The sequence below is a fragment of the Candidatus Desulfofervidus auxilii genome, assembly GCF_001577525.1.
Classification (GTDB): domain Bacteria; phylum Desulfobacterota; class Desulfofervidia; order Desulfofervidales; family Desulfofervidaceae; genus Desulfofervidus; species Desulfofervidus auxilii.
In genome coordinates, this window is record NZ_CP013015.1 from 1,701,937 (window position 1) to 1,720,066 (window position 18,130).

Here is an 18,130-nt window from a genome sequence, read left to right on the forward strand (position 1 = left end):
ATTGTTCGTTTTTTTGCACCGGCAAAAATAAACTTAATTCTACATGTCTTAGGTAAATACCCAGATGGGTATCACCAAATTTTTTCTGTGCTTCAAAGAGTGAGCTTATTTGATACCCTTTATTTGAATTTAGCTCCAGAAAAAGGCATTGAATTTACTACTAGTTGTTCAGATTTAGGCTGTGGAGAAGACAATTTGGTATTTGAAGCAGCTAAATTATTTTTTACCAAATTAGATACTCATCAGGGTGTAAAAATCCATTTAGTGAAAAGGATTCCTATTGCCGCGGGATTAGGTGGGGGGAGCAGTGATGCGGCAACCACCTTGTTAGGATTAAATGTTCTTTTTAATAAACCTTTTTCTTCAAATGATTTGTTAGAAATGGCAGAAAAGATTGGTAGTGATATACCCTTTTTTTTATATAAAAAACCCGCTATAGCTATGGGGAGAGGTGAAAAAATTCTCCCCCTCTCTTTTACCCTCCCATTTTGGTATATTATAATTTGCCCCCCAGTCAGGGTCTCAACCGCTTGGGTTTATAATCAAGTAGCGTTGACAAAGAAGGAATTTCAAACTAAAATTGATAAACCTGAGGTAATTATAGAAAATTTATACAATGATTTAGAAAAATGGGTTATAGAAAAAATTCCAGAAGTGGCTCAAGCAAAGGGAATTTTAAAAAAAGCAGGTGCAAAGTATATATCCATGAGTGGAAGCGGTGGTAGTGTATTTGCTGTATTTTATAAAAAACAAGATGCATTAAGGGTAAAGAAAAAACTGAGGCTTCCACAAAGGTGGCAGAGTTTTTTGGTTAAAGGGTTGTAATTTACTGGGGTGTGGCCAAGTGGCAAGGCACGGGACTTTGGATCCCGCATTCGGAGGTTCGAATCCTCCCACCCCAGCCATTTTTTGTCTAAAGAGATGAAAAGTGAAATGAAATTATTCACAGGTAATTCTAATTTCAGTTTAGCCCAAAAAATTGCTGCTTATTTAGACCTTCCATTGGGAAAGGCTTTGGTAAGCACGTTCAGTGATGGTGAAACAAGAGTAGAGATTGGGGAAAATGTCAGAGGAGATGATGTTTTTGTTATTCAGTCTACCTGTCCTCCAGTGGACCACAATTTAATGGAACTTCTCATTATGATAGATGCCTTAAAGAGGGCATCAGCAAGGCGAATTACCGCGGTTATTCCTTATTATGGGTATGCTCGTCAGGATAAAAAGGTCAAGCCCCGAGTGCCTATCTCAGCTAAATTGGTGGCTGATTTAATCACTACCGCCGGGGCAAATCGGGTGCTTTCTATGGATTTACACGTAGGGCAAATCCAAGGATTTTTTAATATTCCAGTGGACCATTTATTTGCTGCTCCAGTAATGTTAGAATACATTAAAACCCACTTTAAAGACCATTTAACTATTGTCTCGCCAGATGCTGGTGGAGTAGAAAGGGCTAGGGCATTTGCCAAACGCTTGGAGGCAGGTTTGGCTATTATTGACAAACGCCGTGATGCTCCTAATTTGGCAGAAGCAGTAAATATTATTGGAGATATAGAAGGAAGGACAGTAGTTATTTTGGATGATATGGTAGATACAGCCGGGACCCTCACTGAAGCCGCACATGTGCTTATGGAACACGGAGCAAATAATGTTTATGCTTGCTGCACCCATGCTGTGCTTTCTGGACCAGCTATAGATAGATTGATAAATTCACCTATAAAAAAATTAGTAGTTACTGATACTATTCCCTTAAAAGAACGGGCGAAAGATTGTGGTAAAATAGAAGTGTTATCTGTAGCACCACTTTTAGGAGAAGCAATTAAACGCATACATGAGGAAACTTCTATCAGTACATTGTTTGTATAAAAACATTTGTGGGGAGTGAATATGGGAGATATTTTATTAAAAGCTCAAATTAGGGAAAAAACAGGTAAAGAAATCTCACGTAAGTTGCGGGCTAAAGGATTGATTCCTGCCATTCTTTATGGTCCTTCTGTTCAACCTATCCCTTTGGCTGTCAATCCAATTGCTGTTTTGAAGGTTTTGGAAAAGGAGCAAAGTGCTTCGTCTTTTTTGGACTTAGAAATAACAGATGGTAAAACTTCGCAAGTCAAAAAGGCCTTAATCAAAGATGTTGACTTCCATCCTACAACCGACCAATTAATACATGTAGATTTCTATCAGATTACCGTGGGTAAGGAGTTAACCCTGGATGTTCCTATTGTTATTGTGGGTAAGGCTAAAGGGACAGAAAAAGGGGGTATTTTAGAGCAAAACCTGAGAGAATTGACTATTTCTTGTCTTCCCAAATTGGTTCCCTCTCATATTGAGGTAGATGTGACGGATTTAGACATTGGAGATTCAATTCACGTGGCCGACATCTCTGTAGATGAAGGGATTAAGATAGAGAACGATCCCCAAGTACCGGTGGTTACTCTAGTGGCTCCTGAGGAAGAAGAGGTGAAGGTTGAAGAAGAGGAAGTAGAGGAAACAGGAGAAGCAGAAACATAAATGTGCCAGAAGAACAAGTTAAAATTTTAGTAGGATTGGGGAATCCTGGGTTAAAATATCAATGGACAAGGCATAATTTTGGTTTTTTGGTTATTGACAAATTAATTTCTGCTTATCCCCTCAAGGAAGAAACACGAAATGGCTTAGTCTGGTGGGGAAAAATTAATATAGCCCACCAGGAAGTTATAGTAGCCAAACCGCTGACCTTTATGAATCTTAGTGGTGAGGCAGTAAGATGGCTAAGTTTTGGTTTTAAAATTCCTCCTTGCCAAGTATTAATTATTCACGATGACCTTGATTTAGATTGGGGAAGAATTAAGTTAGTTAAAGAAGGAGGTCCAGGTGGGCATAAAGGAGTGATATCCATTCAAACATTATTAGGCACTAAAAGGATACCAAGATTAAAGATAGGTATTGGCCGACCGTTTTCAGAATCTACCATTGACTATGTATTAAGTGAGTTTTCACCCAAAGAAAAGGAAGATTTGGGTATCATCCTTAATCAAGCTCAATCAGCCATAGAGACAATATTAAAAGAAGGATTAAATAAGGCCATGTCTATTTTTAATGTAAAAAATTCTTTGCTAAAAGATAATTGATTTTTGAATATTCCCCAAAATTTAGGCGTTAATCTTTAAAAATATTCCTGTCTGCCCCTGCCCGCAGGCAGGCGGGCAGGCAGGTGGGTTTTTTAAAGTTATTACGGTTTTGAGGAACTTACCTTACTTTTCTTTTTCTTGTTAAAAGAAGTGAACAATCTTGTTGCTTTTCTCGGAGAGATAGTTTATAAAACGGCATCATGCAAAGATTCCCAAGAGAAAATTGTGGCATTTTTGGTGTGTATGGTCATCCAGAGGCAAGTAAGCTGACCTACTTTGGTCTTTATGCCTTACAACATAGAGGGCAAGAAAGTGCAGGTATAGTGGTTTCTGATGGAAAAGAAATCCATGAGCATAAAGGTATGGGGCTTGTCCCGGAAGTGTTTGATGAAAGTATATTAAACTCCCTACCTGGACACATTGCTATTGGGCATGTGCGTTATTCTACCACTGGTTTCTCCCTCTTGCGTAATGCCCAACCCTTCGTAGTTTACCATCTAGGAATGACTTTAGCCATTGCTCATAATGGTAATTTAATAAATGCCTATGACTTGCGCAAACAATTGGAAGAAGATGGGGCTATTTTTCAATCTACTATGGATAGTGAAATCATTATTCATCTTTGGGCCCATTATTTTTATTTAGGAATGGAAGAAGGACTAGCAAAGGCGTTAAGTAAAGTAAAAGGCGCTTATTCCTTAGTCCTTATGACCGAAGATACCCTTATCGCTGCTAGAGACCCCAACGGATTCCGTCCTTTGTGTTTAGGTAAGCTAAAAAATGGTGGATATATCATTGCCTCTGAAACCTGTGCCTTAGATTTAATAGAGGCTAAATATATTAGAGATGTAGAACCAGGTGAAATTTTGTTTATCAATGATAAAGGACTGCATTCTATTTATCTGCCTCCAGCCCCACGGCATTCACACTGTATTTTTGAATTGATCTATTTTGCTCGTCCAGATAGCCGCATTTTTGGGCGCAATGTCTATCTTTTTCGCAAAGCCCAGGGAGAAGAACTGGCAAAGGAAACAAAAATAGAAGCAGATCTGGTCATGCCCTTCCCTGACTCTGGTAATTATGTAGCCATTGGTTATGCCCAAGCCGCCAACTTGCCTTTTGAGATTGGCATGATTCGCAACCATTATGTTGGCCGTACCTTTATTCAACCGTCTCCTACAATGCGTGATTTTGGAGTAAAAATAAAGCTCAATCCAGTAAAAGAATTACTCAAAGATAAACGCATTGTTATCTTAGAAGACTCTATTATCCGGGGGACTACCTGCCGGAGTAGGATAAAAACATTGAGGGAAATCGGAGTTAAGGAAATTCACCTTTTGGTAAGTTGCCCACCTCATTGTTTCCCCTGTTACTATGGTATAGATTTTTCCTCTAAGGGTGAATTGATTGCTGCCAGCAAAAGCATTGAAGAAATCAGGAAATTTTTGAATTTGGATAGCTTACACTATTTAAGTATGGATGGTTTACTTAGAGCTTCAGATATTCCCAAACAGCAACTTTGTCTAGCTTGTTTCAATGGTGAGTATCCCATTCTTTTAGAAAGGGAGTTTTCTAAAACCTGGTTAGAAAGGCATGGGGCCTAATAAGATTAGTCATATATTAAAAAGGGCTAAAGAAGTATTACAAATTGAAGCCGAAGGCATCTTGGGTGTGGTGGATAAGCTCGGTTCTAATTTTGCAGAGGCAGTAAAAACTATACTTAAGGCAGAAGGACGGGTAATTGTAACTGGTGTAGGAAAATCAGGGATTATTGGCCGAAAAATCGTGGCTACTTTAAATAGCACCGGCACCCCTGCACTTTTTTTACACCCCGTAGAGGCTATGCATGGTGATCTAGGAATGGTAACCCAAAAAGATGTGATTTTAGCTATTTCTAATAGTGGGGAGACCGGAGAAATTACCATTCTTATTCCCAGTTTTAAGCGTTTGGGGGCCCCATTGATTGCATTTACAGAAAATCCTGATTCAACCTTGGGTCGGCATAGTGATATTGTTATAAATACCGGGGTAAAAAGAGAGGCTTGCCCTTTGGGTTTAGCTCCAACAGCCAGTACCACCGCTGTTTTAGCAACTGGAGATGCCTTGGCTGTTGTTTTGTTGGAACAAAGGCGGTTTACTCCTGATGATTTCCGGCGTTTCCATCCTGGAGGCTATTTAGGGAAAAAGTTAAGCTGGAAAGTAAAAAAAATTATGCACAAATCCCAAGAGTTGCCTAAGGTGGGACCAAGGACAAAATTAAAGAATATTCTGCCTAAAATAGGCGAGAATGAAATTCTTTGGGTAGTGGCTAGGGGACGCTTATACGGAATAATAGATGCTAAAACCACAATTAAATTATTTATTAAAAAAAACAAATTGGAAATGTATGTTAAAGACTTGATCAAGCCCATAGAAGTCATAAATCCTGAGACCTCTGTAAACGAGGCCTTAGACAAAATGCGTGAAAAGGAATTGAATGTTCTAGGAATTGTGAATGAAAAAGGACATTTTGTAGGAGCTGTTTTCCTCAAAGATTTATTAAAAAAAGCCACATTTTCCTTTCTTCAGGAGTAATATAAATGTTACCTAAAGGTCTAATTTGTCCTCTATTAATACCTTTTAAAGCAGACGGTCAGATAGATGCCGTGGGCTTAAGACAATTATGGGAGTATGTTAATCCCTTTGTAGCAGGTATTTCTGTAGGAAGCAGTTTTTCTATCGAAGGTGTTTTTCTAAATTATGAAGATAAAAAAGCCTTATTTAAGCTCATTTTGGGATTATGGGAAGGTAATAAACCACTTTACTTTGATATCACTACTTCTGATGAAGCATCTATGCTTGAGTTAGCCCAGTTCAGTGCTGATTTGTTGCGGTCACAGTTTGATGAACTAGTTATAGAGGTATTGCCTTTATGGTATAGAGGTAATCGGGGACTTCCCCAATCCCTTGAAGCACTCCATACCCAAACAGGGGCTGTTTTTTTAGTAGCCAACCATCCTAGATTGGTAAAAACTAAAAAAAAGCCCTTTAAACACTGTAATATTCGCACCGCTGTTTTTAAAAAACTAGCCCGATATGAGTTTATTAAAGGAATGATTTTTCAAGGAGAATTGAACAGATTTTTCAATTATCAAAGGGCATTAGGGGGGAGAAAGAATTTTTATTTTTACGAAGCAGATGAAATCAGTTTTTTGAAACAACCTACTAATGATGGGGTGGTGGCCTTAACAGCTAACCTGGTGCCCCAAATGTGGCACAAGTTAACTACCAAAGTATTAAATTTAAATGAAGGGAAAAAAGAAGAATTAAACGAAACTTTTATTCTAGGAGAAGCACTTAAAGAATTATGTGTCATTTGTCAGAATCATCCTGCCATATTAAAATGGGCCTTAAGAGAAATAGGCATTTTATCGGAAATTTTTACTCCTTTTTCTGGAATTGTCACAGAGAGCGATTTAAATACCCTGAAATCCTGGTTACAAAAATATAAATAAAAAATATGGGGTGATTTTATGTTGGACTTTGTGGATTCCATAGAAACAAAAATAGCTAGCTTGGGTCCTTCAAAAATAGATTCTCCTATTTTGAGTAAGAGAAAGGATGTTTCTAGACATTTTGTAGCAGAAAATGAGCGCATAATGGTAAACATTACCCAGAGTTATATAGAAGAATGTATCAGAAATAAAAAGTCTTTTCTTTCATTTGAGGTAGCTGGACCAAGACAAAAAATCTATTTTGATCCTAGTAAATTAAAGTGTGGCGTGGTTACTTGTGGTGGTCTATGCCCTGGGACTAACGATGTTATTAGGGCCTTAGTGATGGAGTTGTATCATGTCTATGGAGTAAAAAACATTTATGGTTTTCAATATGGTCTGGAAGGATTTATTTCCCGTTATGGGCATCCACTTGTAGAATTGACGCCTGAAAGGGTAGCTAGTATCCATGAATTGGGTGGCACTATCCTGGGTACTTCGCGAGGTGCCCAAGATATAGGAGAAATTGTGGATACTTTAGATCGCTTGAACATTGGCATCTTATTTATGATTGGTGGTGATGGCACTTTAAGAGCAGCGGCTAAAATTTCTGAAGAAGTTTTACATCGGGGCTTGAAGTGCAGTGTGATTGCCATTCCCAAGACTATAGATAACGACATTTATTTAGTAGAAAAAAGTTTTGGTTTTGATACTGCTGTGGAAAAAGCTACTGAGGCCATCCGTGCTGCCCATACAGAAGCAATTGCCGCCTATAATGGTATTGGGCTAGTAAAACTTATGGGAAGATATTCAGGCTTCATTGCTGCATATGCTACCTTGGGCTTAAGGGAGGTAAATTTTACTCTAATTCCAGAAGTAGATTTTGATTTAGAAGGTGAACATGGATTTTTAGAAGCCTTACGTAAACGTTTAAAAAAACGGCGACATGCGGTCATTGTGGTGGCTGAAGGAGCAGGACAGAAATTTTTTGCTGACCAAGACTTAGGAACAGACCCTTCAGGTAATCCTCGTTTAGGAGACATTGGGAAGTTCCTAGTGGAAAAAATTAAAGAATACTTTGTTTCCATCAAGATGCCCATTACCCTTAAATATATTGACCCTAGTTATATAATTCGTAGTCTTCCTGCTAATGCCAATGACCATGTCTATTGTGGTTTTTTGGCCCAAAATGCAGTGCATGCAGGAATGAGAGGGAAAACAGCCATGCTTGTCTCTTGCCGACACAATGTATATGTGCATGTTCCCATTAAGGCGGCGGTCATTAAAAGGAAGATTATAAACCCCAATAGTACCCTTTGGTTTAGTGTTTTGGAAACTACTGGACAACCAAGATTGAAAAACTGAGATGGGTTGTGTAAAAAATCAAAAAGTCTAATTAAGGGTCGCAAAAAGTGGGAGAAAGAGGTAAAATACTTGTCCTGAGATGGGTTGTCAATGGAACAATTAAAGGTAAAAATAGAGGTTTTTGAAGGACCCTTGGATTTGTTGCTTCATTTAGTAAAGAAAAATGAGGTAGATATTTACAACATTCCAATCTCTGTTATCACTGAGCAATATTTAGGATATCTTAAGTTTATGAAATCACTTAATATTGATTTGGCTAGTGAATATCTTGTTTTGGCTGCTACTTTAGTGAACATTAAATCTCGTATGCTATTAGCTTCGCCCAAAGAAGAAGACCCACGTGAGGAGATTACTCAAGCATTGCTTGATTATGTAAAAATAAAAGATATGGCAGACATCTTAGAGCAAAGAGAGGTATTGCATCGGGATGTATTCGCAAGACATGCCATTGAGGACATAGTAGGTGAAAAAGCATTTATATTCCCCTCTATATTTGATTTGTTAGATGCCTTCAAAAAAACTATAGAAAAAACAAAATTACAAAAAACAGTCTCCTTAGAGCTAGAGCCCATCAACATAGAAGAAAAAATGAGAGAAATATTGTCTATTTTAGAAGTAGAATCTGAAGTATTCTTTGAGAGGCTCTTTGATGAAGCCATTACCAAAGAAGAAATGATTGTTACTTTTTTAGCCCTTTTACATCTAGCTAAAGAGGGTGAAGTTATTTTATATCAGGCGTCTCCTAATGCTTCTATTTATATAAAACGCCTTTTACCACCTGAAGAACAAAGGCCCCATTTGGAAGTAGTATGATACGTTGAAAAACAAATTTATGATTTGCTTCATTGAGGAAATACTGTCCTGCTTAGATATTAGAATCAGGGAATATTATGTGGAGCTAAAAAATGCCTAATAAAATTCAACAAGATACAATCATCAAAGAATTCACACAAAAACTAAGGCAACAACTTGGAGATAGATTAAAAGAGGTAATTCTGTTTGGCTCCAGGGCAAGGGGTGATTGGGAGGAAGGATCTGATTATGATTTCTTAATCATTGTGGATAAAAAAACAAAAGAAGTAAGAAATATTGTTTTAGATATAGAAAGTGAATTATTGAATAAAACAAATAAGTTATTATCTTCCTTAATTTCCTCAGAAAAAGAATGGGAAAACTCAAAAAACTTTCCTTTGGGAAGAAATATCTCTAAAGAAGGAATTAGATTGTGAGAGATGAAATAAAAAATATGTTAGAAAAGGCTGAAAGGAAGTTAAAATCGGCAAAAAAATTGTTTGAAATAGGTGAATATGAAGATGCTGTTTCAAGGGCATATTATGCGGTTTTTCATGCCATAAGCGCAGTTTTACTTTCAAAAGGTTTAACCTTTTCAAAACATGCTCAGGTAATAGGGGCTTTTAATAAAGAATTTATAAAAACTGGCGTATTTCCTAAAGATTTTACCAAAATTCTTACTAGATTATATGAAGATAGACAAACAGGTGATTATAGCTATACAGAGTTTCCTGATGAAGAAACTACTGCTCAAGACATTGAGGATGCACAGAGGGTATTATCGGCATGTAAAAAATACTTACTGAAGTTAAAATGAAGATTTCTAATTTTGACTTTAAAATTAATCCACTAAACATAAGATACCTATGAATCTAAAAGCCATTCTTGAAGCCCTGTTGTTTGTTACTGATAAGCCCTTACATTTGGAAAAATTGAAAAAGTTATTATCTCAATGGAGTTTAAAGGAAATTAAACAGGCCCTATCTGAGCTCAAGAATAGTTATCAATCTCCAGACAGAGGGATAGAATTAGTAGAAGTAGCAGGAGGATATCGCCTTCAAACTAAGCCCGATTTTCGTTCTTATATTTTAACCCTCAAGCAGACTTCGCCTTTTCGTCTAAGCCGCTCTGCTTTGGAAACATTGGCCATTATTGCCTACCGTCAGCCTATCACCCGTCGGGAAATTGAAACTATCAAAGGTGTGGATGTTTCTGGGACTTTAAAAATGCTCCTCCGGCTTAATTTGATAAAAATTGCCGGGAGAAAAAAAGGTAGCACTGCCTTAATTTATGCCACTACTTCTCATTTTTTAGAAGTGTTTGGTTTAAAAAAACTTTCTGAATTACCTCAATTAACAGATTTTTCTTAATGAAGCAGAGATTACAAAAGGTTCTTTCTAGGGCAGGAATTACTTCTAGGCGCAAGGCTGAAAAATTGATCCTTGCAGGCCAGGTGAAGGTAGATGGTAAAGTAATTAAGGAATTAGGAACAAAGGTTGACCCAGAAACACAATTTATTGAAGTAGATGGTTGCCCTCTTGAAATTCCCCCTTTAGTCTATCTCATGCTTTATAAGCCCCGTAATTACTTGACTACCCTTTCTGACCCCTTAGGTCGTCCTAAAGTAACAGATTTGTTGAAAAATTTGTCCACGCGGGTTTTTCCTGTGGGACGACTTGATTTTGATGCCGAGGGTCTTTTACTTTTAACTAATGATGGGGAATTTGCTAATTTGCTTATCCATCCTCGTTATAAAGTACCCAAGACATATTTGGTTAAGATAAAGGGAATTCCTACGCATAATGTTTTAAAAAAATTCAAAGAAGGCATAAAACTGGAAGACGGGAAAACACTACCTGCCCAGGTAAGGGTCATTCGCACTTTGAAAAATAATACCTGGCTAGAACTTACTATTTGGGAAGGACGTTATCGTCAAGTTAAACGCATGTGTGCCGCTATAGGACATCCTGTTTTTCGTTTAAAACGCATTAGGATAGGACCTTTAAGTTTGGGCCATCTAAGGCCAGGAGAATATCGTTTCCTCACCCCAAAGGAAATCAATAGCTTAAAAGCTATGGCAAGCAGACAGAGTGGGAGTCCATAACAGATTCCAATTCTATTAATTTATCAGGTTTACCCAGCACGATGAGAATATCACCACAAGAAATTGTTGTTTGTGGGGATGGGTTAAAAATCATTTCTCCAGAAGCCTTTCTAATGGCTATTACAATTACATCAAATTTTTGTCTTAATCCTGATTCTTTCAAGCTTACATCCTTTATTTTTGCCTCTTTCCCAATAGGTATCTCTTCCATTTGTAATTCAATACCTCGATGAACTGTTAATTCTATAAAATCAGTGACCAATGGGTGAGTAATGGTTTGAACAATCTTTCTCGCTCCTATTTCATAAGGTGAAATAACGGTATTTGCTCCTGCCCTAAACATCTTTTTTACTGCTCCTTCTTCTGCTGCCCTAGAGATAATTTTCAAAGAAGGATTTAATCCCCGTGCAGTTAAAATGATATAAACATTATCTGCGTCAGACCCAACCACGGTAATTAAACCTAAAGCATTTTTTGCTCCTGCTTTGACTAAAGCCTCTTCTTTGGTAGCATCTTCTTGAATATAAAGAAAACCATGTTCTTCTACCTCCTGTAATAATTGGGAATCTCTTTCTATAATAACAAAGGGGACCTTATGCTCCTGCAGTTGTTTACAAACATATTGTCCTATCCGACCGTAACCACAAATAATATAGTGATTTTTTAAAGCACTTATTTTTTTCTCCATGGCCTTCCTCCCCAGAAGAAGTTTTAAACGACCCTCAAACATGACTTGCGCTATACTCCCAAATAAGTAGAGGACTGTTCCTACGCCTACTAAAATTAAAATAACCGTAAACTCCTTTCCAGCAGGGCTCAAACTATAAGGCACTCCATATCCTACTGTGCTCAAAGTGATAACGGTCATATAGAGTGCGTCTAAAAATGGCCAGCCTTCAATAAGCATATAGCCAGATATACCTACAAAGAGGATGATAATAAACAAAAGAGCGGCTATAATAATAGGTCTAAAGCCTGACATAATTGAATTATCCTTTTCAGTATTCAGTGGTCGGATAACAGAAGTCAAATTTTTCTATCTTCTGTTTCACAAACGTCCATAGACATCTTCAAAACGCTCAATATCGTCTTCACCTATGTATTCACCATTTTGGACTTCTATTAATTCAAGGTTGATCTTTCCAGGATTTTCTAATCTATGGAGGGTTGTTTTAGGAATATACACACTTTCATTTTCACATACATATTGTTCCTTGTCTCCGATTTGCACTTTGGCAGTGCCTCTAACTACTATCCAATGCTCACTGCGGTGATGATGCATTTGTAAGCTTAACTTTTCACCTGGGTAAACAATAAGTTTTTTTATTTTATATCTATCCCCTTCCTCTAATATAGTAAAACTTCCCCAAGGACGATAAATAGTGGTATGTTGGGCATATTCTTTACGGTTAGCCTTTTTAAGCTGTTTGACAATTTGCCTAACTTTCTGGGTTTCTCCTCTTCTGGCAATTAGGATAGCATCATCTGTTTCAATAATTAAAGCATCTTCCAGGCCAATGGTAGCTGTTAATCTTTTATTCCCTAGAATAAGAGAGTTTTTAGTGTCAATATCTAATATATCCCCAATCTTGGCATTCCCATGTTTGTCTTTTTCTAAAATTTCATAAAGTGCATCCCAACAACCTATATCACTCCATGAAATATTCATGGGAACAACAGCTAGCTTGTCAGACTTTTCCATTACAGCATAATCAATAGATATATTAGGCATTTCTTTAAAGTGATGAATTAAGTCTTCAAAATTATTTTCTAGAAGCCGATAAATGCTAGGTGCGTGGCGATTAAACTCAGCTAAAACCGTGTCTAAGCAAAAAGCAAAGATGCCTGCATTCCAGTAATAATTACCAGACTTAACCATCCTTTTTGCCTTTTCAAAATCAGGCTTTTCAATAAATGCCTCTGCGGTGTAAAAATTGTCCTGTTTCTCTCTTAATTTAATATAACCATATCCTGTTTCTGGTTTGGCAGGCTTAACCCCAAAAGTCACTACATATCCTTTTTGAGCTATTTTTCTCCCCTGATTTATATAAGTGATAAATTTTTCCTTAGGTTTAATAATATGGTCAGAAGGAGAAACGAGAATAACTTCTTCTGGGTCACAGTTTAGTTTTTCTAAACAGTATTTTGCGGCAAGGGCAATAGCAGGGGCAGTATTTTTACTTACTGGCTCAAGGATGATGTGGGATAAATCTATTTTTTTTTCTTTTAAGTCTGATTTTACATGAAATACATAATTTTTGTTGGTAACGATGATTAAATCCTGCGGTGGAACAAGCGTTAAAAAATTGAGCACAGTCCGTTGAAGTAATGACTCATTGGAATTAATTTTAAGAAACTGTTTGGGATAAAACTCACGAGAGAGCGGCCACAAACGCGTCCCACTGCCTCCAGCAAGCACAATTACTTTCATTATTACTTTTCTCCTTCAAAAAGGAATAATTAAGCAAAAACACCAAAACTTTAGCAGACAACATAAAAAATGTAAAGAACACATCTTGTCTTTCTGTTAACAGGCTGTTATTCATATTTTACATGCATAAAAATTGGTATAGAGGCAAATGGAGAGTAAGTAAAGAAGTAGCCCCCATAGTTGTGGAAATGCTCAATTCTTTAACCAAAAGGGGTTTAGAAATTAAGAGTGAAGGTGAGATTTACGAGTTTTTCAGCTATCATCCTGTTGAGCATTGGGAAGGAGAAAAAAACATTATAGAACACCAAATTATTCTCTTTGCAGCGTTATTCCCCGATGCAGTTATTAATTGTGAGTGGGAGAAAATTCCTGATAAAAATTGGCAGAAAACTTGGTATAGGTATTTTAAACCCCAGCGGATAACTTCCAGGCTTGTCATCTTGCCTCCTTGGGAAAAATATCAGGCCAAACCAAATGAAATTACCATTAGGATAAAACCAGGGATGGCCTTTGGCACAGGCACTCATGAAACCACCCAGTTGTGTTTAAAGAAAATGCTTGCCCTTTATCCTAAAGAAAAACCACAAAGTCTATTAGATGTAGGCACAGGAACAGGAATTCTGGCCATTCTAGGGGCAAAAATGGGGATCAAAGATATTATGGCTATAGATACTGACCCAGTAGCCATAGAAGCAGCTAAAGAGAATGTAAAACTTAATAATATCAGAAATATCCAAATTTTATTAAGGAGTTTAGAAAAAATCGAAAAATCCTTTGATTGGGTAGTGGCCAATCTGGAAACCAGTTTAATCTTATCTCGGGCAAACTGTTTAAAATCTTGTACAAAAAAGACCTTGATTTTATCAGGTATTTTGAAAGGTGAAGTAGAAGTCATTAAATCTGTTTTAGACTTACCTTGTCGAGAAATAAATAGCTTGAAAGAATGGGTATGCATGCTATTTTAAGGCGTTTTTATCTGCCCAAAGAAAAAATAGATAGAGAAGCAGTAATAACAGGAGATGAATTACACTATTTGCGAGATGTCTTGCGTTTAAAAATAGGAGATAAAATTGAAATTACTAATGGAGTAGGACATCTTTATCATGGTTTTTTGTCATCTATAGGTAAAACCAGGGCCTTAGTTAGAATTGAAAAACGGATTTTTACTTCACCTCCTAAGGTAAAAATTTATCTTTGTCCTGCCTTTTTGAAGACAAAGGCCATGGATTTAATAATACAAAAGGCCACTGAGCTAGGAACTTGGGGATTATATGTGTGTTTAACAGACTACACAGTGCCTATTTTGAAAAACAAAGAAAAGAAAATCATGCGTTGGAAAAAGATTGCCATTTCTGCCTTAAAACAATCAGGGAATAACTACTTGCCCCAAATTGGAATTATGTCCTTCAAAGAAGCTATCTCTAAAGCAAAAGGGTTGAAATTAATTGCTATTGGCCCCAGAGAAGGGAAAGCAACGCCTGTTATCTCCTATCTTAATAGTTCTTCCAGAGAAATCTGGATATGTATAGGACCTGAAGGAGGATTTACAGATGAGGAAATTTGGTGGGCTAAACAAAACCGGTTTATTCCCGTATCTTTGTCCCCTTACATCTTACGGTCTGAAACAGCAGCAGTAGCGGTATTAAGTATAGTTCATGCATATTATAATTGCCATTAATGATCAGTCCTGAAGAATGAATTTTTTTCGCACCTTGAAGTCCAAAATATGCTGAAAATTCATGCTAAAATCCTGCCCCTTAATATTTTTCCCTGGCTATTTTATCTTATTTTTTGTTTTTAATTCTTCATACCCAAAATCCGTGATAACTTTAAAAGAAAACCCACCTGCCTGCCGTCAGGCAGGCAAATGTAGTAAAATAAACCAATTCAGATAAAACCAAAATAGAGGTTTTGCTGTCGAAGTTGAGTCAAAAGAGGATAAATAGCAAAGCAATACATATCAGCATACCTTTTTTGTTCATCTTCCTTCCCCCTTCCGAAAAAATATTCTATGCCGGATATTGTCCGGTTTTTGAATATGTTTTTTCACCATTTTCCCAGATTATAATTGAATATGTGGCCACACCATCTGAATAACTGGTGATTTCAATCTTGAATGTGATATCCTTTTCTATATAAGTAAAATTACCTAAAATGATGCCACCTGTGGGAATTCCTTGTTCATCGTAACAAAGATCCGCTACCTCATAAGATAAGGTAAAATCTGCATCAGCGTACGTTCCGCTGCCATTTACATACTGGCCATCATAAGTAAAGTCATTATTCCAATCACATCTAACTGTTTGACCATTATAATATCCTGTATATTCCCCAAAATCATAAGAATATGTGTATTTTCCAGTGGTTTCGTTATATGTTATCAGACATGAGCCAGATATTGGTTGTCCACAAACATAAAAACTGTCGCCATAATCTATGGATATAGTATAATCAGCTCCCTCATAAGACACTGTCATAGTGACTAGGCCAGTAATGTCACAACTGCCACCATAATAGCTACATGTCAGGTCGTAATTGTAGTGCAAAACATAGGTACTACCAGAAAAATCGTATGTAAAGTGTATTGATCCATCCAATCCGTAGCATTCATCATAGTAAATAGTTCCTGATCTATCCTCAATTTCAACCCTAACACATCCATAGGTGTAAGTGTAATTAGCGAATTTGGAAGACATTTTGCTTGTTGTGCCTATCATCGGCGAAAAAGGTAAAAAAGACATAGTCTCCGAAGCTTTTAGATTTTTATATGTAGTGTCAAACAATGCCTTAGCCATTCTCTCCACACTATTCATATATCCAGACGCCTCACCACTTACAATATTGGCCACTACACTATCAACATACAGGCTATCCCATGTGACATCGCCATCCATATTAGTATCAACACCAAAGTAAATTGTATATCTGCCTGCTGGAAACCCTGAAACAGGCATGTTTAATACTTCAAACGGGGCTAGATGAAAAAGTGGACCTTGGTGTGCTGGTGCCCAATCAGTTGTCCAGCCATAAAATGTAAAAAAATAAAGCCCAAATGGGGTATCTGCTGCCAGCCACCAGTCGGCATTATCTGTTATCTGATTGTTATTTAATGACACGGTAATAGTTAAGGCATCTGATTGGTTCAGTGTAGTTGGTTCATCTAAACCATTTACTTTGATGTCAGAGATGGGGGTTTGAGGAAAAACAATATTCTGCCATCCCAATAGTCCAAAAAATATAATTGAAATTATAATTATATGCCGACTCATTGCTTTTCCTTCCTTAATAGTTTTTTATAGACATGCATGTATCATATTGTTAGCCTTATGTCAAAGAATAGTAGGAGGTAGGGACTGGCTAACAATTATTGTAGCTACTTCATTTTTACGCCCAAAATATCCTTGGTCAACATAACTTACTATTCCTTGTCCCCACAGTTTATCAAGTAAATCGTCAAAATCCATATCTTCTTCAGATTCTTGAGATATAGTTATTCCAAGCTCATTACTAAAAAAGTTACACAAGGTATCTATGTTATAACCATAATTATTCCTGATTTTTCTTAATGTCTGAGCTAACCCTGGGGCTACTTTTATTAAAGGTTTTTCAGATAAAAATCTTTTGATTTCTCTTTTTGCGTGCCTGACTTGCTCAAAAAAATTGCAGAATTCATCCTACTTGTATTTTTCCTTAATAGCCTGCTTAAATTTTTCTAGAAGCTCAGCATCTAATTTTTCAAAATTTTGGATCATTTTTCTTAATCGCCAAAATTCTTGGTTCTTGCTTACCATTATTTGTTTCTTTTTACAGTTTAATTGTAGGCCTTAGCTGATATGAAAAATAGAGCTTAAGCCCCTTTTCTTTTATATATCTTCTTACCTGAGGAGATGTTTGATATGTAACTGTTATAAGAACCCTTTCACCAGGAAAAAGGTGCTCTATGCGAGAGACCCTTTTAAGAAAGCTATTTATATCCCTCTTTTTTAGCTGAGACTTACAATCACCAAGTATCCATATAGGATTCCATCCCTTTTTCCTTTTCCAATTATGTTTATTTCTTCATATCTGTTAGGTGAAATCTCAACATATTCCCTCTTTAGTTCCTCAACCTCTATTCCAAAGTCCCTCTTTAGAAGATAGGGAAGCCCTTCATATGCTCTGTCTTCAAGTACATATCCAACAGTATGGGATAGGGCTCCAAGCTCCTGCCTTGTCTTTCTGTGTTCTATTATAAGTTTTCTTAGCTCCTCTTCTGTTCTCTTCTGTGCCTGTGCAAGCTCAGAAACTATACCTTTAAGCTCATTAAACTCTGTCTTTGTAACAGTTTCTTCCCACTGCTTCCTCTGCCTTTCTATCTCTGCCAAAATCTCAATGAGGACTTCTTTTATAGTAGGTTCTACCTTTTCTAAAAGTCTTATTATTTTGACATTATATGGCATCTCTTATTGAAATTAGCATGAAAGATAATTTTTTGCAATTATCAAGAACAAAGTCGGGACGACAGGATTTGAACCTGCGACCCCAGCGTCCCGAACGCTGTGCTCTTCCAAGCTGAGCTACGTCCCGTATCTTTAGATTACAGGATTTTATACCCTTTGGCAACTCAGGCCCCATACTGGCTAGGACTTCGTCAAAGTAATTTTAACGGATATCCAAATGTTAAGCGCAATGGCTCAATGCAGAATGCAAATTGAAAAATGCAAAATCGCCTTCTGTTAAATTGGAACGTTAGCACGTTTACACGTCAGAACATTGGAAATGGGAATTTCTGTTTTCCGTTTTCTATTTTCTTAACTGTATTTTGTAGGTTTGACCCTAATTCCACTACATTTGACTATTTCATTCCCTCACTATTTCA

20 protein-coding genes and 2 tRNA genes are annotated in these 18,130 nt (G+C 36.9%); 16 read left to right on the forward strand and 6 right to left on the reverse strand.

Annotated features, from left to right (window positions below):
* From ispE to HS1_RS08590, 14 genes are all read left to right on the forward strand, one after another.
* Complete coding sequence (gene ispE / locus HS1_RS08525; RefSeq protein WP_082757734.1) at nt 1–825, forward strand: 4-(cytidine 5'-diphospho)-2-C-methyl-D-erythritol kinase; 825 nt, start codon at nt 1–3, stop codon at nt 823–825.
* A 5-nt stretch (nt 826–830) separates the two neighbouring features.
* A tRNA-Gln gene (locus HS1_RS08530) sits at nt 831–905 on the forward strand.
* Between the two features lie 16 nt (nt 906–921).
* Nucleotides 922–1,863, forward strand: coding sequence for a ribose-phosphate pyrophosphokinase (locus tag HS1_RS08535; protein ID WP_066063932.1), 942 nt, complete (start codon nt 922–924; stop codon nt 1,861–1,863).
* A 21-nt stretch (nt 1,864–1,884) separates the two neighbouring features.
* Nucleotides 1,885–2,508: a 50S ribosomal protein L25 gene (locus tag HS1_RS08540; RefSeq protein WP_066063935.1), complete on the forward strand. Its 624-nt coding sequence runs from the start codon at nt 1,885–1,887 to the stop codon at nt 2,506–2,508.
* Nucleotides 2,509–2,510: 2 nt separating this feature from the next.
* The gene (pth, locus tag HS1_RS08545) at nt 2,511–3,107 is read left to right on the forward strand and encodes an aminoacyl-tRNA hydrolase (protein ID WP_066063938.1); all 597 of its coding nucleotides are present in this window, start codon (nt 2,511–2,513) and stop codon (nt 3,105–3,107) included.
* Nucleotides 3,108–3,307: 200 nt separating this feature from the next.
* Complete coding sequence (gene purF, locus HS1_RS08550; protein ID WP_066063944.1) at nt 3,308–4,711, forward strand: amidophosphoribosyltransferase; 1,404 nt, start codon at nt 3,308–3,310, stop codon at nt 4,709–4,711.
* Nucleotides 4,701–5,681 carry a KpsF/GutQ family sugar-phosphate isomerase gene (locus HS1_RS08555; protein ID WP_066063947.1) on the forward strand — a complete coding sequence of 327 codons (981 nt, stop codon included), beginning with the start codon at nt 4,701–4,703 and terminating at the stop codon, nt 5,679–5,681. The genes purF and HS1_RS08555 overlap by 11 nt, the downstream gene beginning before the upstream one ends.
* 5 nt (nt 5,682–5,686) lie before the next feature.
* A complete protein-coding gene (locus HS1_RS08560; protein ID WP_066063950.1) occupies nt 5,687–6,601 on the forward strand; it encodes a dihydrodipicolinate synthase family protein in 915 nt (304 codons plus the stop codon).
* Between the two features lie 18 nt (nt 6,602–6,619).
* Entirely contained in the window at nt 6,620–7,945 is a 1,326-nt protein-coding gene (locus HS1_RS08565; protein WP_066063953.1) for an ATP-dependent 6-phosphofructokinase, read from the forward strand.
* Between the two features lie 90 nt (nt 7,946–8,035).
* On the forward strand, nt 8,036–8,758 hold the full coding sequence (locus tag HS1_RS08570) for a segregation and condensation protein A (RefSeq protein WP_066063957.1): 723 nt from the start codon (nt 8,036–8,038) through the stop codon (nt 8,756–8,758).
* A gap of 92 nt (nt 8,759–8,850) precedes the next feature.
* Nucleotides 8,851–9,174, forward strand: coding sequence for a nucleotidyltransferase domain-containing protein (locus HS1_RS08575; protein ID WP_066063960.1), 324 nt, complete (start codon nt 8,851–8,853; stop codon nt 9,172–9,174).
* Nucleotides 9,171–9,554: a HEPN domain-containing protein gene (locus tag HS1_RS08580; protein ID WP_066063963.1), complete on the forward strand. Its 384-nt coding sequence runs from the start codon at nt 9,171–9,173 to the stop codon at nt 9,552–9,554. The genes HS1_RS08575 and HS1_RS08580 overlap by 4 nt, the downstream gene beginning before the upstream one ends.
* A 49-nt stretch (nt 9,555–9,603) precedes the next feature.
* Nucleotides 9,604–10,107 (forward strand): SMC-Scp complex subunit ScpB, encoded by a 504-nt coding sequence (scpB, locus tag HS1_RS08585; protein WP_082757736.1) that lies wholly within the window; start codon nt 9,604–9,606, stop codon nt 10,105–10,107.
* Nucleotides 10,107–10,841 (forward strand): pseudouridine synthase, encoded by a 735-nt coding sequence (locus HS1_RS08590; RefSeq protein ID WP_066063966.1) that lies wholly within the window; start codon nt 10,107–10,109, stop codon nt 10,839–10,841. The genes scpB and HS1_RS08590 overlap by 1 nt, the downstream gene beginning before the upstream one ends.
* Here the strand turns inward: HS1_RS08590 and HS1_RS08595 are convergent.
* Together HS1_RS08595 and HS1_RS08600 are read right to left on the reverse strand one after the other, a co-directional pair.
* Nucleotides 10,810–11,823, reverse strand: coding sequence for a potassium channel family protein (locus HS1_RS08595; RefSeq protein ID WP_066063968.1), 1,014 nt, complete (start codon nt 11,821–11,823; stop codon nt 10,810–10,812). The genes HS1_RS08590 and HS1_RS08595 overlap by 32 nt on opposite strands.
* 66 nt (nt 11,824–11,889) lie before the next feature.
* A complete protein-coding gene (locus tag HS1_RS08600) occupies nt 11,890–13,272 on the reverse strand; it encodes a mannose-1-phosphate guanylyltransferase/mannose-6-phosphate isomerase (RefSeq protein ID WP_066063971.1) in 1,383 nt (460 codons plus the stop codon).
* Nucleotides 13,273–13,394: 122 nt separating this feature from the next.
* Here HS1_RS08600 and HS1_RS08605 point away from each other — a divergent pair, with 122 nt between their 5' ends.
* Nucleotides 13,395–14,237, forward strand: a complete 843-nt coding sequence (locus tag HS1_RS08605) for a 50S ribosomal protein L11 methyltransferase (protein WP_066063974.1) — start codon at nt 13,395–13,397, stop codon at nt 14,235–14,237.
* Nucleotides 14,222–14,950 (forward strand): RsmE family RNA methyltransferase, encoded by a 729-nt coding sequence (locus HS1_RS08610; protein ID WP_172793667.1) that lies wholly within the window; start codon nt 14,222–14,224, stop codon nt 14,948–14,950. The genes HS1_RS08605 and HS1_RS08610 overlap by 16 nt, the downstream gene beginning before the upstream one ends.
* 331 nt (nt 14,951–15,281) lie before the next feature.
* Here the strand turns inward: HS1_RS08610 and HS1_RS08615 are convergent, their stop codons facing one another.
* The 4 genes from HS1_RS08615 to HS1_RS08630 all read right to left on the reverse strand — a co-directional run bounded on the left by HS1_RS08615 (nt 15,282) and on the right by HS1_RS08630 (nt 17,838).
* On the reverse strand, nt 15,282–16,541 hold the full coding sequence (locus HS1_RS08615) for a hypothetical protein (protein ID WP_066063981.1): 1,260 nt from the start codon (nt 16,539–16,541) through the stop codon (nt 15,282–15,284).
* A 60-nt stretch (nt 16,542–16,601) separates the two neighbouring features.
* On the reverse strand, nt 16,602–16,736 hold the full coding sequence (locus HS1_RS13775; protein WP_281178288.1) for a hypothetical protein: 135 nt from the start codon (nt 16,734–16,736) through the stop codon (nt 16,602–16,604).
* A gap of 519 nt (nt 16,737–17,255) precedes the next feature.
* The gene (locus HS1_RS08625; protein ID WP_066063987.1) at nt 17,256–17,711 is read right to left on the reverse strand and encodes a hypothetical protein; all 456 of its coding nucleotides are present in this window, start codon (nt 17,709–17,711) and stop codon (nt 17,256–17,258) included.
* Between the two features lie 53 nt (nt 17,712–17,764).
* A tRNA-Pro gene (locus tag HS1_RS08630) sits at nt 17,765–17,838 on the reverse strand.
* Between the last annotated feature and the right edge of the window lie 292 nt (nt 17,839–18,130).

Excerpts from the sequence above, each read along its gene's own strand:
- HS1_RS08575 (WP_066063960.1), top strand. The coding sequence starts at position 8,851 with ATGCCTAATAAAATTCAACAAGATACAATCATCAAAGAATTCACACAA.
- HS1_RS08600 (WP_066063971.1), bottom strand. The coding sequence starts at position 13,272 with ATGAAAGTAATTGTGCTTGCTGGAGGCAGTGGGACGCGTTTGTGGCCG.
- HS1_RS08605 (WP_066063974.1), top strand. The coding sequence starts at position 13,395 with ATGCATAAAAATTGGTATAGAGGCAAATGGAGAGTAAGTAAAGAAGTA.
- purF (WP_066063944.1), top strand. The coding sequence starts at position 3,308 with ATGCAAAGATTCCCAAGAGAAAATTGTGGCATTTTTGGTGTGTATGGT.
- HS1_RS08535 (WP_066063932.1), top strand. The coding sequence starts at position 922 with ATGAAAAGTGAAATGAAATTATTCACAGGTAATTCTAATTTCAGTTTA.
- HS1_RS08565 (WP_066063953.1), top strand. The coding sequence starts at position 6,620 with ATGTTGGACTTTGTGGATTCCATAGAAACAAAAATAGCTAGCTTGGGT.
- HS1_RS08540 (WP_066063935.1), top strand. The coding sequence starts at position 1,885 with ATGGGAGATATTTTATTAAAAGCTCAAATTAGGGAAAAAACAGGTAAA.
- HS1_RS08570 (WP_066063957.1), top strand. The coding sequence starts at position 8,036 with ATGGAACAATTAAAGGTAAAAATAGAGGTTTTTGAAGGACCCTTGGAT.
- HS1_RS13775 (WP_281178288.1), bottom strand. The coding sequence starts at position 16,736 with ATGGATTTTGACGATTTACTTGATAAACTGTGGGGACAAGGAATAGTA.
- HS1_RS08560 (WP_066063950.1), top strand. The coding sequence starts at position 5,687 with ATGTTACCTAAAGGTCTAATTTGTCCTCTATTAATACCTTTTAAAGCA.
- HS1_RS08595 (WP_066063968.1), bottom strand. The coding sequence starts at position 11,823 with ATGTCAGGCTTTAGACCTATTATTATAGCCGCTCTTTTGTTTATTATC.
- scpB (WP_082757736.1), top strand. The coding sequence starts at position 9,604 with ATGAATCTAAAAGCCATTCTTGAAGCCCTGTTGTTTGTTACTGATAAG.
- HS1_RS08590 (WP_066063966.1), top strand. The coding sequence starts at position 10,107 with ATGAAGCAGAGATTACAAAAGGTTCTTTCTAGGGCAGGAATTACTTCT.
- HS1_RS08555 (WP_066063947.1), top strand. The coding sequence starts at position 4,701 with ATGGGGCCTAATAAGATTAGTCATATATTAAAAAGGGCTAAAGAAGTA.
- HS1_RS08625 (WP_066063987.1), bottom strand. The coding sequence starts at position 17,711 with ATGCCATATAATGTCAAAATAATAAGACTTTTAGAAAAGGTAGAACCT.
- HS1_RS08610 (WP_172793667.1), top strand. The coding sequence starts at position 14,222 with ATGCATGCTATTTTAAGGCGTTTTTATCTGCCCAAAGAAAAAATAGAT.
- HS1_RS08615 (WP_066063981.1), bottom strand. The coding sequence starts at position 16,541 with ATGAGTCGGCATATAATTATAATTTCAATTATATTTTTTGGACTATTG.